13 protein-coding genes are annotated in these 14,360 nt (G+C 65.2%); 10 read left to right on the plus strand and 3 right to left on the minus strand.

All coding sequences use genetic code 11. The annotated features are described in order from the left end of the window. Positions 1-2: 2 nt before the first annotated feature. On the minus strand, positions 3-1,322 hold the full coding sequence (locus tag QRM57_RS10960) for a glutamyl-tRNA reductase (RefSeq protein ID WP_284986574.1): 1,320 nt from the start codon (positions 1,320-1,322) through the stop codon (positions 3-5). Between the two features lie 158 nt (positions 1,323-1,480). On the opposite strand from QRM57_RS10960, the gene hemE reads away from it, so the two are divergent. The 10 genes from hemE (at position 1,481) to QRM57_RS11010 (ending at position 12,771) form a co-directional block, all read left to right on the plus strand. Then, a complete protein-coding gene (gene hemE, locus QRM57_RS10965) occupies positions 1,481-2,596 on the plus strand; it encodes a uroporphyrinogen decarboxylase (RefSeq protein ID WP_284986575.1) in 1,116 nt (371 codons plus the stop codon). A 5-nt stretch (positions 2,597-2,601) separates the two neighbouring features. Further along, positions 2,602-4,101, plus strand: coding sequence for a protoporphyrinogen oxidase (gene hemG, locus QRM57_RS10970; protein ID WP_284986576.1), 1,500 nt, complete (start codon positions 2,602-2,604; stop codon positions 4,099-4,101). 72 nt (positions 4,102-4,173) lie between these two features. Continuing rightward, a complete protein-coding gene (gene hemQ, locus QRM57_RS10975) occupies positions 4,174-4,875 on the plus strand; it encodes a hydrogen peroxide-dependent heme synthase (protein ID WP_235520665.1) in 702 nt (233 codons plus the stop codon). Continuing rightward, on the plus strand, positions 4,872-6,095 hold the full coding sequence (locus QRM57_RS10980) for a ferrochelatase (protein WP_257369253.1): 1,224 nt from the start codon (positions 4,872-4,874) through the stop codon (positions 6,093-6,095). Before hemQ ends, QRM57_RS10980 begins: the two co-directional genes overlap by 4 nt. After that, entirely contained in the window at positions 6,092-7,090 is a 999-nt protein-coding gene (hemC, locus tag QRM57_RS10985) for a hydroxymethylbilane synthase (protein ID WP_284986577.1), read from the plus strand. The genes QRM57_RS10980 and hemC overlap by 4 nt, the downstream gene beginning before the upstream one ends. A 4-nt stretch (positions 7,091-7,094) precedes the next feature. Next, positions 7,095-7,952, plus strand: a complete 858-nt coding sequence (locus QRM57_RS10990; RefSeq protein WP_284986578.1) for a uroporphyrinogen-III synthase — start codon at positions 7,095-7,097, stop codon at positions 7,950-7,952. Next, the gene (gene hemB / locus QRM57_RS10995; RefSeq protein WP_284986579.1) at positions 7,949-8,929 is read left to right on the plus strand and encodes a porphobilinogen synthase; all 981 of its coding nucleotides are present in this window, start codon (positions 7,949-7,951) and stop codon (positions 8,927-8,929) included. Before QRM57_RS10990 ends, hemB begins: the two co-directional genes overlap by 4 nt. Further along, positions 8,929-10,008: an LLM class flavin-dependent oxidoreductase gene (locus QRM57_RS11000; protein ID WP_284986580.1), complete on the plus strand. Its 1,080-nt coding sequence runs from the start codon at positions 8,929-8,931 to the stop codon at positions 10,006-10,008. Before hemB ends, QRM57_RS11000 begins: the two co-directional genes overlap by 1 nt. A gap of 43 nt (positions 10,009-10,051) precedes the next feature. After that, the gene (hemL, locus tag QRM57_RS11005; protein WP_284986581.1) at positions 10,052-11,371 is read left to right on the plus strand and encodes a glutamate-1-semialdehyde 2,1-aminomutase; all 1,320 of its coding nucleotides are present in this window, start codon (positions 10,052-10,054) and stop codon (positions 11,369-11,371) included. A gap of 113 nt (positions 11,372-11,484) precedes the next feature. Further along, complete coding sequence (locus QRM57_RS11010; protein ID WP_284986582.1) at positions 11,485-12,771, plus strand: glycoside hydrolase family 3 N-terminal domain-containing protein; 1,287 nt, start codon at positions 11,485-11,487, stop codon at positions 12,769-12,771. A gap of 81 nt (positions 12,772-12,852) precedes the next feature. Here QRM57_RS11010 and QRM57_RS11015 read toward each other — a convergent pair whose 3' ends face one another. Both QRM57_RS11015 and QRM57_RS11020 read right to left on the minus strand, forming a co-directional pair. Continuing rightward, positions 12,853-13,590 (minus strand): amino acid ABC transporter ATP-binding protein, encoded by a 738-nt coding sequence (locus QRM57_RS11015; RefSeq protein ID WP_211714242.1) that lies wholly within the window; start codon positions 13,588-13,590, stop codon positions 12,853-12,855. Then, entirely contained in the window at positions 13,587-14,351 is a 765-nt protein-coding gene (locus QRM57_RS11020) for an amino acid ABC transporter permease (RefSeq protein WP_257369247.1), read from the minus strand. The genes QRM57_RS11015 and QRM57_RS11020 overlap by 4 nt, the downstream gene beginning before the upstream one ends. Between the last annotated feature and the right edge of the window lie 9 nt (positions 14,352-14,360).

A 14,360-nucleotide genomic window follows, 5' to 3' on the forward strand; every position in this document is an offset into this window, starting at 1 on the left:
TGTCAGGCGCTTTCGGAGCGGAGTTGCCCGTGGTCCACAGGGCACTCCGCGGCCGGGGCGGCTGCAGGTTGCTCAACCTGGATGCCGTACAGCGCCTCAAGTGCTGCGACGTACTCCTCCTGCTGGCCGTTGGCGGCCAGTTCACGGGCCCTGACGGTAGGGATGTGGAGGAGCTGCTTGACCATCCGGCGCAAGGCGAATTCGACTTCCTCCGCGGCAGCCGTGCAACCGTGGCGGGCACGGACCTTCTCCATCTCAGCGTCCAACACGTTCATGGTGTGCCGGCGCAGCGCGACAATGGCCGAATCCACGGAGCGTGCCTCACGCTCGGACTCAAAGGAAGACGCCGCGCCTGTGACGATGGCACTGGCCTGGGACAACGATTCTGCCTGTTCCTGGGGTGCAGCGAGCCGGACGGATTCAAGCGTGAGGAGTTCCACGCCGTCGAGTTCGCCGACCGCGGGATCGAAATCATGGGTCAGGGCGAGGTCGATCGCAATCAAGGGCTTATTGGACTGTGCCCGGACGCGCGCAAGGTCCGCTGCTTCCACGCGGTTGTCCGAACCGCTGCAGCCGATCATGACGTCAGCTGCGGCGACAGCAGCGGGGAGCGTTTCGGCCTCGAGCGCTGTACCCCCGCGGGTGGCTACGAAAGCCTCGGCACGGCCGGAGGAAGAATAGACGGAGATTGCGGTGCAGCCGCGTTCGCGCAGGAGTGACATGGTGGCACCCGCATAGGCGCCGGTGCCGAAGACTACGACGTTCTTGGTGGACCAGTCATCGTTCTCGGCGAGGTCGGTGGCGAGGTCCAAAGCAACGGAGACAATCGACAGGCCGCGGGAGCCCAACGCTGTCTGCGCGCCGACGTCCTTGGCGGTTTTGGAAGCTGCCTGGAAAAGCCGGACCAATCCGGAGCTCGCCGTGCCTTCCTGCTGGGCAGTGATCAGGGCGCGGCGGACCTGGCCCGCGATTTCGCGCTCACCCACCACTGCCGAGTCCAGTCCGGCGCTCACGGCGAAGAGGTGCCTGGTGACGTCCGGGCCGGTGTGGGTCGCAAAGGAGCGGGAGACGAGTTGCTCGTTCAGGCCGCTCAATTCACTGATCTGGGAAACCAGGGCAGAGCGGGCCGCTTCGATGTCAGCGCCGTTGCCTGTTTCGCCGTAAATCTCGTAGCGGTTGCAGGTGGCAAGCACCACCGCACCGGAAACCACGGGCGAATCCGTGAGGGCCGCGGAGGCAAGCTCGGAGGAACCGTTGCTCAACTGAGCGACAGTTTCAAGGTCGATGTCGGCGTGTGTAGCCACCAATGAGAAAAGAACCACAGCAACCCCATCATAGCTTTTTCGTAGCCCGGTAGAACAATATGGCGCCGTGGTGATCCACACGCGGGCGCGTGATCCCCGCCACAGCGGCTCCTTTTGGGCTAGACGTGACAGCTTGTCGTTATCTTTTGCCCCGGATTTTCGGCACAATCAAAGGCATGACTTCTAGCTCGGCAGCATCCCAGAGTACGGCCTCCAACGCCCCGGCGGGAGCCCTCGGCCCCAACCACCCGCTGAAGGACGGACGTACCTCGGACTCACCGCTGATCACGGCATACCGTGGCGGCAAGCCGTCGCGGCGGCCGGTGTGGTTCATGCGCCAGGCCGGCCGTTCCCTTCCTGAGTACCTCAAGGTCCGCGAAGGCGTTGCCATGCTGGACTCGTGCCTGCGTCCTGAACTCGCCGCCGAGATCACCCTGCAGCCCGTCCGGCGCCACGATGTCGATGCCGCCATCTTCTTCTCGGACATCGTCATTCCCCTGAAGCTGGCGGGCGTTGGCGTGGATATCGTGCCTGGCGTGGGGCCGGTCCTGGACAAGCCCGTCCGCACGGCTGCCGATGTCGCCGCTCTTCCCACCCTGACCTGGGAGGCCCTGGAGCCCATCCGTGAGGCCGTTCGCCTGACAGTGGCTGAGCTTGGAAAGACTCCGTTGATCGGCTTCGCAGGTGCCCCGTTTACCCTCGCTGCGTACATGGTTGAGGGCAAGCCTTCCCGGGACCACCTCGGCCCGCGGACCATGATGCATGCCGACCCTGAGACCTGGAACGCGCTGGCAAACTGGGCCGCCGATACGTCGGGAATGTTCCTCCAGGCGCAGCTGGAGGCCGGAGCCTCGGCCGCGCAGCTCTTTGACTCCTGGGCCGGTTCCCTGGGCCTTGCCGACTACACAAAGTACGTAGCACCGGCCTCCGCCCGCGCACTGGACCATGTCCGGGACTTCGGTGCTCCGTTGATCCACTTCGGCACCGGCACGTCCGAACTCCTGGTTGCCATGCGCGACGTCGGGGTGGACGTGGTGGGCGTGGACTACCGGCTTCCCCTTGATGAAGCGAACCGTCGCCTTGGCGGGGCCGTTCCGTTGCAGGGCAACATCGATCCCGCACTGCTGTCCGCGCCCTGGGACATCCTGGAAGCGCATGTCCGCGAGGTTATCGCAGCCGGCGCCCACGCCCCGGGCCACGTCCTGAACCTGGGCCACGGCGTCCCTCCGGAAACGGATCCGACCGTCCTGACCCGCGTCGTGGAACTCATCCACTCGATTCCGGCCGAGTAGGGCTCATGCGCGGCGGACATCCAACGTCCACAGCCCGTCCCGCAGGACCACGTGCCGTGGTGGTGGGCGGTGGCATTTCAGGGCTCCTTGCTGCGCGGGAACTTGCCATGGCCGGCATGCCGGTCACGGTCCTCGAGGCCACCGGCGCCTGGGGTGGTTGCGTGGGCAGCCATGTAGTCGCAGGGCTCCAACTGGACAGCGGCGCAGAGTCATATGCCACAAGGTCTTCGGCAGTAGCCGACCTCGCCAGGGAGCTCGGACTCGGCGACAGGATCGTGGCCCCGCACCCCGGTGGTGCCTGGGTGCAGCTGCCGGACGGACCGCAGGAGTTGCCCAAGACCGGAGTCCTCGGCATACCAGCCAACCCCTGGGACCCGGAGGTCCGGCGTTCACTGGGCTTCCTCGGTGCCGTGCGCGCCTCCTGGGACCGGTGGTTGCCGGCGTCGGTGGGTACGTCCTCGGATGTGACCAGTGTTGCCTCCCTTGTGCGGACCCGGATGGGCAGGAAAGTCCTGGAACGCCTTGTTTCCCCCGTGGTGGGCGGTGTCCATTCCGCCGACCCCGCCCTCCTGGACGTGGACATGGTTGCGCCCGGGCTCCGGGCTGGAATCCGAACACACGGTTCCTTGTCGGCGGCCGTCGCAGCCCAGCGAAAAGTTGCTGCCGTCCCGGCCGGCGACAATGCGTCAGCCCGGAAAACAGGCTCCGGGCTTGCCAAGGCGGGTTCCGCCGTCGCCGGTTTAGCAGGCGGGATGAACACCCTGGTGACGGCCCTGGTGGCCGACCTCCGCGGGCGGGGCGTGGACCTGCTCGCTGGAACTGCGGCAACGGACGTCGTCAAGACTGCGGCCGGTTGGCGTGTCACCGCCGGCGATTCCACGTACGACGCCGGCCGCCTGGTGGTTGCGCTGGACGGCCCGGCGACTGTGGGCCTGTTGGAGAAGTCGCTGCCGGCATTGTCTGACCTGCGTCCGGCGCCAGGGCCCTTGGTGAGCCTGGTGACGATGGTGGTTGACGTGCCCGAACTTGATCGGCGACCCCGCGGAACCGGCATCCTCGTCGCGCCCCAGACCCCGGGAATCATGGCGAAGGCGCTGACGCACGCCACGGCTAAATGGGATTGGCTTGCCGGGGAAGCCGGGCCTGGAACCCACGTGCTGCGGCTGTCCTATGGTCGCCGCGAGGATGCGGGTGGATCCCCGGATGTGGTCCTGGATGACGAATCCCTCCTTTCCGCGGCCTTGGCCGATGCCTCGCAGTTGTTGACGGTGCCGGTATCCCGGGCGGATGTCGTGGATTGGGATGTGGTGCGCTGGGCAGGTGCCCTGCCGTTCGCCGCCGTCGGTCATAAACAGCGTGTGGCGCACGTCCGTGAGGTGTGCGCCGCTGCGGAGGGGCTGACGGTTGTCGGAGGGTGGTTGGCAGGCAACGGCTTGGCCGCGGTCGTGTCGGATACCCGGAAGCAACTCAGCGAGGCAATCAAGCGCGGGCCCGCCATTGTGTGATTTGCATCACTTCTACGCCCTGTAGAACTGATCCGTTTCGACTTAGCGCCATGCACGGGGCAAACTTGAACCATGAGCCACACTTCTGCCGAATCTGTCACTAAAACTGCTGGAACCGACGAGCAGTTCTTCACGCTTTGGACCGTCTTCAAGCGCTCGGCCGACGTCTTGCGCAGCGGCGATGCTGCCCAGGAATTCGAAGCCCTGATCGAAACGCTCGCCGACGGCGGCGTGGTCCTCCGCGGTAGCTATGACGTGTCGGCGATGCGCTCGGACGCCGACATCATGGTGTGGCTCCACGGCGCCAAGCCCGAGGACCTGCAGTCCGCCGTCCGCTCCATCCGCCGCAGCAAACTGTTCGCAGGAACGGAAATTGTCTGGTCCGCCATGGGCGTGCACCGCGAGGCCGAGTTCGCCAAGAGCCACGTGCCTGCCTACGCGCGGGGCGTCGAGCCCAGCACCTGGCTCTGTGTCTACCCGTTCGTCCGCTCCTACGAGTGGTACATCCTGCCGGCCGAAGAGCGCGGCGCCATGCTCCGCGAACACGGATTGCTGGGCCGGGAATTCCCACAGGTCATCTCCAACACCGTCTCCTCCTTCGCCCTTGGGGACTGGGAGTGGATCCTTGGTCTTGAGGCACCGGAACTGGTGGACCTGGTTGACCTGATGCGCCACCTGCGGGACAGCGAAGCCCGCAACCACGTCCGTGAAGAAATCCCGTTCTACACCGGCCGCCGCATCAGCGCCGCCGAGATTGCTGAGGTCCTGGCATGAGCGAGCTCCCCCTTTCCACCGAACTGAACAGCGTCACCGAGCGCGGCCGCCAGGAACCCAAGAACTACGACGCCGTCCTGCTGGCTTCCTTTGGTGGACCCGAAGGCCAGGAGGACGTCATACCCTTCCTGCGCAACGTCACCCGTGGCCGTGGCATCCCCGACGAGCGGTTGGAAGAGGTGTCGCACCACTACCGCGCATTCGGTGGCATCAGCCCCATCAACCAGCAGAACCGCGAGCTGAAGGCAGCGATCGAAGCGGAGCTGGCACAGCGCGGGATCGAGTTGCCCGTCCTTTGGGGCAACCGGAACTGGGACCCGTACATCGCCCCCGTCCTGCAGGACGCTTACGACGCCGGCCACCGCCGGATCCTGATGCTCACCACCAGCATCTACTCCTGTTACTCCAGCTGCCGCCAGTACCGCGAAGACATCGGCGTTGCCCTGACCGAAACCGGCCTGGACGGCAAGCTCGAGGTCGACAAGATCCGCCAGTATTTCGATCACCCCGGGGTAGTCCAGCCCTTCCTTGAAGGGACAGCCGCCGGTCTGGAAGAGATCCGGGGCAAGCTGGCTGCTGCCGGCGAAACCGACCCGGACTCGAAGATCCGTGTCCTGTTCGCTACCCACTCCATTCCCACCCGCGATGCCGAGGCCGCCGGCCGTTCAGACGACGAGCCGCGCGAGTTCGCTGAAGGATCCGCCTACGCAGCCCAGCACCTTGCCAACGCCAAGGCCATCATGGATACCGTGGCACCCGGCGTCGCATGGGATCTGGTGTACCAGTCGCGCTCGGGCGCACCGCACATTCCCTGGCTGGAGCCGGACATCAACGACCACCTCGAGGAAATCGCTCCTGAAGGTGTCAAGGGCGTTGTCATTGTTCCCCTCGGTTTCGTCAGCGATCACATGGAAGTTGCCTGGGACCTCGACACTGAGGCGCTGGAAACGTGCCAGAACCTCAACATTGAGGCCACTCGCGTCCCCACGCCGGGCACTCATGCAGCCTTTGTTTCCGGCCTGGTGGACCTGATCTGCGAACGTACCGTTGATAACAACATCGCCGATCGTCCGCATGTCACCGACCTCGGACCGTGGTATGACGTGTGCCGTCCCAACTGCTGCGAAAACTTCCGCGGTGCCAAGCCTGTCATCGCCGAAGTCGGTACCCGCGTAGGCATCGGCCACGACGCGTACGCCGCGTCGGAGGCTGCCAAGTGACCGTCCGCATCGGCACCAGGGCCAGCAAGCTGGCCCTGACCCAGACGCAGCAGACTGCCGACAAGCTGGCTGCTGTCGGCGGTTTCCCGGTAGACCTCGTGCACATCCGGACCGAGGGCGACGTCAAGACCGGTTCCCTCTCCCAGATGGGCGGCACAGGCGTGTTCGTCGCGGCGCTCCGTGATGCGCTGCTGGCCGACACCTGCGATGTCGCCGTGCATTCCTTGAAGGACCTGCCCACAGGGGCGGCCCTTGGCCTGAGTATCGCTGCGACGCCAAAGCGCGTCGACGTCCGGGATGTCCTCTGCGCGCGCGACGGCATGACGCTCGCGGAACTGCCGGGTGGTGCGAAGGTGGGCACCGGCTCGCCCCGCCGTGCAGCCCAGCTTCGGGCCGCGCGGCCGGACATCGAGGTCCTCGATATCCGGGGCAACGTAGACACCCGCCTTGGCAGGGTCCCGGGGCTTCCGGGCAACACCACGTCCGAGGTTGTGCTCGGTAAGACATGCGACCTGGACGCCGTGGTGCTCGCCGCTGCCGGCCTGGAGCGGATGGGCCGGCTGGACACCGTCAGCGAGTTCTTCGAAACCAGCGTCATGTTGCCGGCACCTGGGCAAGGGGCGTTGGCCATCGAATGCCGCACGGAGGATGCTCCCAACCAGGCAGGCACGACGGAGGGCTCCAACGGTGTGTTGGCGCAGGCCCTTGCCGCGCTGGACGATGACGACACCCGCCTTGCGGTCACAGCCGAGCGTGCGGTCCTTGCCAGGCTCGAGGCCGGCTGCGCGGCTCCCGTAGGTGCCTTTGCCTTCCGCAAGGGGAGCATGCTTCATCTGGAAGCTGCCGTCTGCTCCGTGGACGGGACCAAGACCGTGCGCGAGAAAAAGGCCACCGACGGCCTCACTGAGGTGGGAGCCACCCTGCTGGGCATCGAGGTTGCCGAGCTGTTGCTCGCCGCCGGCGCGGCGGAGATTGCGGATCTTGCCGCATCCTAAGCCCTTGGAAGCACAAACCTTGGCCGGCCGGCGCGTCCTGGTTACCAGGACCGCCGACCGCGCCCAGGCTTTGGCTTCACTCCTCACCGGAGCCGGTGCGGAGCCACTGGTGCTTCCACTGATCGATTTCGAACGGGCCCAAGACCAGTCCCCGTTGGATGAGGGCATCGACCGGCTGTCAGCGGGAGGATTCGACTGGCTGGTCGTCAGCAGCATCACGACGGTACGGGTCCTGCTGGAAAAGGCTGCCGAACGCGGTGTCACCCTTGCTCATCTGGTCCCCGCCGGGACCAGGGTGGCCACCGTTGGCGAGTCGACCAGGCGCGCGCTGGAGTCCGTTGGACTCACAGTTGCGCTGGCGCCAGTCGAGGTGCAGTCGGCGGATGGCCTTCTTGAGCTCTGGACAGCGGCACCCGGGCAGGTCTTCCTGCCCCAAGCAGATATTGCCGCGCCGGGCCTCCGTGAAGGCCTGGCAGCGAAGGGCGCCGACGTCACTGCCGTGACCGCCTACCACACCGTTGATTTCCCGGCCCGCGCCGGTTCCCGCCTGACTACGCAGCTGCCATCCGCCGTCGTGGTTGAAGACCGGGCACCGCGGATCATGAGTCCTGCGGAAGTGCGGGACGCCCTGGACGCCGGGACCATGGACGCCGTGGTGCTCGCCTCGCCCAGTGGCGCACGGCGCATCGCCAGGGACTTTCCGGGACTGGGCCGCTGCCAGGTCATCGCGATTGGACGTCCGACGGCGGCTGCGGCCTCCCAGCTCGGACTCGCCGTGGCTGCCACGGCCAAAGAACCAACACCGGACGGCATCGTGGCCGCCCTGGTATCTGTTTTCGCCAACGAAGGGAACCCGCAATGAGCTTTCCAAACCATCGTCCCCGCCGCTTGCGCACAACTCCCGCCATGCGCAGGCTGACCGCCGAGAACCGGCTGGCCCCCGCAGACCTGATCCTCCCGGCATTCATCCGGGAGGGCCTCACTGAACCGAGCCCCATCAGCTCCATGCCGGGCGTCGTCCAGCACACCACCGACTCCCTGAAGCGTGCTGCCGCCGAGGCCGTGCAGCTGGGAGTGGGCGGCATCATGCTGTTCGGCGTACCCGCGGTCCGGGACGCGCAGGGCACTGCATCCCTTGACCCTGACGGTGTCCTGAACAAGGCAATCCGCGACGTCAAAGCCGAAGTCGGTGACGACCTGGTGATCATGGGCGACGTGTGTTTGGACGAATTCACAGACCACGGCCACTGCGGTGTACTGGACGCCGAGGGCTACGTGGACAATGACGCCACGTTGGAAATCTACGGCAAGATGGCAGTCGCCCAAGCAGATGCCGGCGCGCACGTCCTGGGCCCTTCGGGAATGATGGACGGCCAGATCGCCGTCATCAGGCAGGCCCTGGAGGAATCCGGCCACAAGAACACCGCGGTCCTGGCGTACGCCGCAAAATATGCTTCCGCTTTCTACGGCCCGTTCCGTGAGGCCGTTGATTCCCAGCTGAAGGGTGACCGCCGGACCTACCAAATGGACGCGGCCAACCGTCGCGAAGCCATCCTCGAAGTTGAGTTGGACTTGGAGGAAGGAGCGGACATGGTCATGGTCAAGCCGGCCATGAGCTACCTGGACATCCTTGCCGACGTCGCCGCCATGAGCCCGGTGCCCGTTTCGGCCTACCAAATATCAGGTGAGTACGCCATGATCGAAGCGGCTGCGGCCAAAGGCTGGATCGACCGGCGTGGTGCCATCACCGAGTCCGTACTGGGGATCAAGCGGGCCGGCGCCGATACCGTACTGACCTACTGGGCCTCCGAACTGGCAGGCTGGCTTAAGGAGTCCTGATGACCTCTGTTTCTTCCGACCCCACAGCACCGGTAGCTTCTGACCAGATCCTGCTCGGGCTGAACACCTTCGGCGACGCGGGACTCGACGCCGACGGAAATCCCAAGGAGCATGCCCAAGTCCTGCGGGAGCTGTTGGAAGAAGCGAAACTCGCAGACTCCGTCGGCCTCCATGCTTTCGGCGTCGGTGAGCACCATCGTCGGGACTTTGCCGTGTCCGCGCCGGAGGTTTTCCTCGCCGCGGCAGCGGCTGTGACGTCCCGGATCCGCCTCGGCTCGGCTGTCACGGTGCTGAGCTCGGACGATCCCATCAGGGTGTTCCAACGCTTCTCCACCGTTGACGCGATATCGAACGGCAGGGCCGAGGTGATGCTCGGACGGGGTTCGTTCGTGGAGTCCTTCCCGCTGTTCGGCCTTGACCTGGCCGATTATGAGGTCCTCTTCGAGGAAAAGCTTGAGCTCTTCGACAAAGTGCGCGCGCAGAAGCCGGTCCATTGGGAAGGCCGTACCCGACCCAACGTCAGCGGGCTCCAGGTCTACCCGAAGCTGCAGCACCATCTGTTGCCCGCCTGGATCGGAGTAGGCGGAACACCTGAGTCTGTACTGCGCTGTGCCGAATACGGATACCCGATCATCTTCGCCATCATCGGCGGAGAACCCCGCCGCTTTGCGCCCTTGGTGAATCTGTACCGCGAGGCCATGGGCAAATACGGCCACCCGATGCGCCAGATAGCGACACACTCACCGGGTTTCATCGCCGATACCGACGAGGCCGCCCGCGAAGAACTCTTCCCGCACTGGCTTGAACAGCGCAACAGAATCGGCGCCGAGCGTGGCTGGGGACCCGGCAACCGGGGCGAATTCGATGCGATGTGCGGTCCCGAAGGCGCACTCTATGTGGGCTCTCCGGAAACCGTGGCGCAGAAGATCGCGCTCCTGAAGCGGAACCTCGGGGTTGACCGCTTCGACCTCAAATACAGCAATGGGACCCTGCCGCACCAATCCATGATGCGCTGCATCGAGCTTTACGGCACACAGGTGGCCCCACGGGTCGCCGAGCTGCTTGCCGCGGCCTCGTAGGCGACGGCCCTGCCGCTGATGAATCACTGAAAGAATAGGAACCATGACTTCAAACACCCCCGTGTCCGACCAGCTCTTCGACCGCGCCCGGTCCCTTATGCCCGGAGGCGTGAACTCCCCGGTCCGCGCCTTCGGATCCGTGGGTGGCAACCCGAAGTTCATGGTCTCGGCCAAGGGTGCCTACCTCACGGACGCGGACGGCAAAGAATACGTTGACCTGGTGTGCTCCTGGGGGCCGGCATTGCTGGGCCATGCCCACCCGGCCGTCCTCGAGGCCGTCCACGCGGCCGTGGACCGTGGCCTGTCCTTCGGCGCCTCCACCCCGGACGAAGCCAACCTGGCTGCCATCGTCAAGGAACGCGTCTCCGCCGTCGAACGCCTCCGGATGGTGTCCACCGGCACGGAAGCCACCATGACGGCCGTTCGCCTGGCCCGCGGCTTTACCGGCCGCAACCTCATCATCAAGTTCGCCGGCTGCTACCACGGCCACCTCGATGGACTGCTCGCCGCGGCCGGTTCGGGCGTCGCCACTCTGGCCTTGCCCGGGTCGGCAGGTGTCACTGAAGCCACGGCAGCTGAGACCCTGGTGCTGCCTTACAACGACCTCGCCGCCGTCGAAGCTGCCTTCGCCGTCCACGGCAACAACATCGCTGCCATCATCACTGAAGCTGCGCCGGCCAACATGGGTGTCGTGACCCCGGGAGAGGGCTTCAACGCCGGTCTTTCCCGAATCACCAAGGAATACGGTGCGCTGCTCATCCTCGACGAAGTGCTCACCGGATTCCGCACTGGACATGCCGGCTACTGGGGCCTGACTGGCCGTCAGGAGGGCTGGGCGCCGGACCTTCTCACCTTCGGCAAGGTCATCGGCGGCGGAATGCCGACGGCGGCACTCGGCGGACGCGCCGACGTCATGGACTACCTCGCTCCGGTTGGTCCGGTTTACCAGGCCGGCACCTTGTCCGGCAATCCTGTGGCCATGGCTGCTGGCGTGGCAACGCTGACGAACGCGACGCCTGAGGTCTACGCCCACGTCGATGCCCGTTCGCTGGAGCTGTCCGCGGCATTGTCGTCTGCCCTTGACGCTGCCGGAGTAGACCACTCCATCCAGAGGGCAGGCAACCTGTTCTCCGTCGCGTTCGGCACCTCCGCCCACGGCGTGCACAACTACGACGACGCCCAGGGCCAGGAATCTGTCCGCTACGCGCCCTTCTTCCACTCCATGCTGGACTCCGGTGTTTATCTTCCGCCGTCTGTCTTCGAAGCCTGGTTCCTGTCTGCAGCCCACGACGACGCAGCAATGAGCCGGATCTTCGAGGCACTCCCGGCAGCTGCGAAAGCTGCGGCCGCCGCCTCAGCCTGACGTGGCCAGCCTGCCCCGGGGGGCTGCACTGCGCAGCTGCCCGGGGCATTGTTGTACCCGCACGGGGTAGGCTCGTAAGTGGAAACCCAACCCCAACGAATCAACGGTTTACCATGCGCAAGACCCAGACAATTGCATCCCTCGGAATGAGCATCGCGGCGGCTGGAGCTCTGCTCGCCATGGCGTCCGGCTGCTCGGCAGGCAACGGAAGCTCCGCCCAGAACCCAACTCAAGGGACGCCGTCGGCCTCCGCTTCCACGTCATCAGCTGCCCCGGTTCCCAGCACCGCGGCGGCAACGCCCTCCGCGCGGCCTTCTGCTCCAGCGGCCCCTGCTCCGGACCCCCAGCCGGCCACCAGCACCCCATCCGCCGCCGAACAGCAGCTCGGCACCCTGGACGTGGAACAACGCGTTGGACAGCTGTTCATGGTCGCTGCCAAGGCTACCGGCGCCGAACCTGCAACCATGGCCGCGCTGAACAAATATCACGTGGGCAACGTCTACTTGAGCGGGCGCAGCAAAGCAGGAACGGCGACCACAGCGTCGGTGGTGTCAGCATTGACCGGCACGGTTTCCGCTGCCACAACCGGTGGGTTGCCGTTGTCGGTCGCCACAGACCAGGAAGGCGGATTCGTACAGGTCCTGTCCGGTCCGGGCTTCTCGCAAATACCCGCAGCGCTGGTACAGGCTGGGGCAGGGCCCACCAAGCTCCGTGCCGACGCGGCCGTCTGGGGCAAGGAGCTACGCAGCGTTGGCGTCAACGTGAACCTTGCCCCAGTCCTGGATACCGTCACGAGTCCCGAATTTGCCCCGTCCAACGCCCCGATAGGCCACTTCCAGCGGGAGTACGGCTTCACACCCCACGATGTCTCGGAGCTGGGCAATGCCTTCGCGGATGGCATGAAGGATGCCGGCGTCGCTCCAGTAGTGAAACACTTCCCGGGCCTGGGCCGAGTGGTTCCCAATACGGACGTCAGCAGCGAGGTCCGGGACACTTCCACCACCCGTAATGATCCCGCCCTGGAACCGTTCCAGGCAGCCATTAAAGGTGGCGCCAGGTGGGTCATGGTCTCAAATGCCTATTACGACAAGATCGACCCCGCCAACATTGCACCCTTTTCAGCGACCATCATGGACACCATGCTGCGGACTGATGCCGGGTTCACGGGAATCGTCCTGTCAGACGACCTCTGCAGCGCGGCTCAATTGGAAGCATGGTCCGATGCCGACAGGGCGCTGAATTTCTTTGCTGCCGGGGGAACCATGCTGGTGTGCGCCGATCCTGCCCGCATCCCCGCCATGCACCAGGCTGTGGTGCAGAAGGCCCAGTCCGATCAGGCGTTCCGTGCCAAGGTGGACGCCGCAGCGCTGACCATCCTGCGGGTCAAGGCCGGCCAGTAGCTTCTGTTTCCGAACGCAGGAAACCCCGCCTCGCGCAGCCCCGAGGGGGCACACAAAGCGGGGTTTCCCGTGGCCTGGCTTCTAAAGTACGTCCGAAAGGAAGCCCTGGAGGCGCTCCGTGCGCGGATCCGTGAACAATTGCTCGGGCGGGCCCGACTCCACGACCACACCGGCATCCATGAAGGTCACCACGTCAGAAACGTTGCGGGAGAAGCCCATCTCGTGGGTCACCACCACCATGGTCATGCCACCCTTGGCCAGGTCCGTCATGAGGGCCAGGACGCCCTTGACCAGCTCCGGGTCCAACGCAGATGTTGCCTCGTCGAAGAACATCACTTCCGGCTTCATGGCCAGCGCGCGGGCAATAGCCACACGCTGCTGCTGGCCACCTGAGAGGTTGGCCGGCCGGGAGTCCGCTTTGTGCTTCAAGCCCACCAGGTCCAGCTGGTTCAGGGCCTCGTCCCGGGCCTGCTCCTTGGACATGCCACGGAGTTTGCGCAGTGCCAGCGAGATGTTCTCTGCCACCGTCTTGTGCGGGAACAGGTTGAATTGCTGGAAGACCATGCCGATCCGGCGGCGCAGCTCATCAGGGTTGTCCTTGAGAACCGAGCGCCCGTCAAGCAGGATGTCGCCCTGGTCCGGCTCGATGAGCCGGTTCATGACGCGAAGCAGCGTCGACTTGCCCGAACCCGAAGGACCGATCACCGAGGCGGTGGTGCCCTTCTCGACGTGCAGGTCAATGCCACGCAGGACGTGGTTGCTGCCGAAGGACAAGTGGATGTTCTTGGCCGTCAATGTGCCTGAAACGAATTCACTCATGCTTGGGCTCCTTTTCCAACGACGGCTGCTGCTTCGTCCGGTTCTTTCTTCTCCGGACGGCCGGTCCGCATCCGGGCATCAATCCAGTTCACGAAGTGGGTGAGCGGAATGGTCAGTGCCAGGTAGAAGATGGCGGCAGCTACATAGGGGGACAGGTTGCCTGTGTTGGCCGCCGCGTCCTTGCCGATCTGGAAGATCTCACGCTCGGTTGCCAGGAGGCCCAACATGAAGACCAGCGACGACTCCTTGATCAACGCGATGAACTGGTTGACCAGGGCCGGAAGCACGCGGCGGATACCCTGGGGGACCACTACCAGGCGCATGGAGGAACCGTAGCTGAACCCGAGGGCGCGGGTAGCCTCCAGCTGGCCCTTGTCCACGCTCTGGATGCCGGACCGGAAGATCTCACCGATGTAGGCACCAGACATCAGGGACAGTGCCGCAATGGCCATGGGGTACGGGCTGGTTGAGCCTGTGAGTTCACGAACAATCGGGCCGAACCCGAATCCGATCACCAGGATGGTCAGCACCGGTGGAAGCCCGCGGAGAATGTCCGTGTAGATGCGGGCTATCCACCGTGCCGCTGCGTTCCGGGAAATCCCCATCAGGGCGAGCAGCATCCCGATCGCTGTCCCGATGACGCCGGAGACGACAGCCAGCACGATGGTGTTGGGCAAGCCGACGGCGAACATCTTGGGAAGGACTTCGCCTATCGCCTTCCAGTCAAAGAAGCTTTGGGCCAGTTGGTTGAGGATATCCATGGAACGTCC

The sequence above is a fragment of the Arthrobacter sp. fls2-241-R2A-172 genome, assembly GCF_030208885.1.
Taxonomy (GTDB): Bacteria; Actinomycetota; Actinomycetes; order Actinomycetales; family Micrococcaceae; genus Arthrobacter.

Excerpts from the sequence above, each read along its gene's own strand:
- hemG (WP_284986576.1), top strand. The coding sequence starts at position 2,602 with ATGCGCGGCGGACATCCAACGTCCACAGCCCGTCCCGCAGGACCACGT.
- QRM57_RS10980 (WP_257369253.1), top strand. The coding sequence starts at position 4,872 with ATGAGCGAGCTCCCCCTTTCCACCGAACTGAACAGCGTCACCGAGCGC.
- QRM57_RS11015 (WP_211714242.1), bottom strand. The coding sequence starts at position 13,590 with ATGAGTGAATTCGTTTCAGGCACATTGACGGCCAAGAACATCCACTTG.
- hemE (WP_284986575.1), top strand. The coding sequence starts at position 1,481 with ATGACTTCTAGCTCGGCAGCATCCCAGAGTACGGCCTCCAACGCCCCG.
- hemQ (WP_235520665.1), top strand. The coding sequence starts at position 4,174 with ATGAGCCACACTTCTGCCGAATCTGTCACTAAAACTGCTGGAACCGAC.
- QRM57_RS11000 (WP_284986580.1), top strand. The coding sequence starts at position 8,929 with ATGACCTCTGTTTCTTCCGACCCCACAGCACCGGTAGCTTCTGACCAG.
- hemB (WP_284986579.1), top strand. The coding sequence starts at position 7,949 with ATGAGCTTTCCAAACCATCGTCCCCGCCGCTTGCGCACAACTCCCGCC.
- QRM57_RS11010 (WP_284986582.1), top strand. The coding sequence starts at position 11,485 with ATGCGCAAGACCCAGACAATTGCATCCCTCGGAATGAGCATCGCGGCG.
- hemL (WP_284986581.1), top strand. The coding sequence starts at position 10,052 with ATGACTTCAAACACCCCCGTGTCCGACCAGCTCTTCGACCGCGCCCGG.
- QRM57_RS11020 (WP_257369247.1), bottom strand. The coding sequence starts at position 14,351 with ATGGATATCCTCAACCAACTGGCCCAAAGCTTCTTTGACTGGAAGGCG.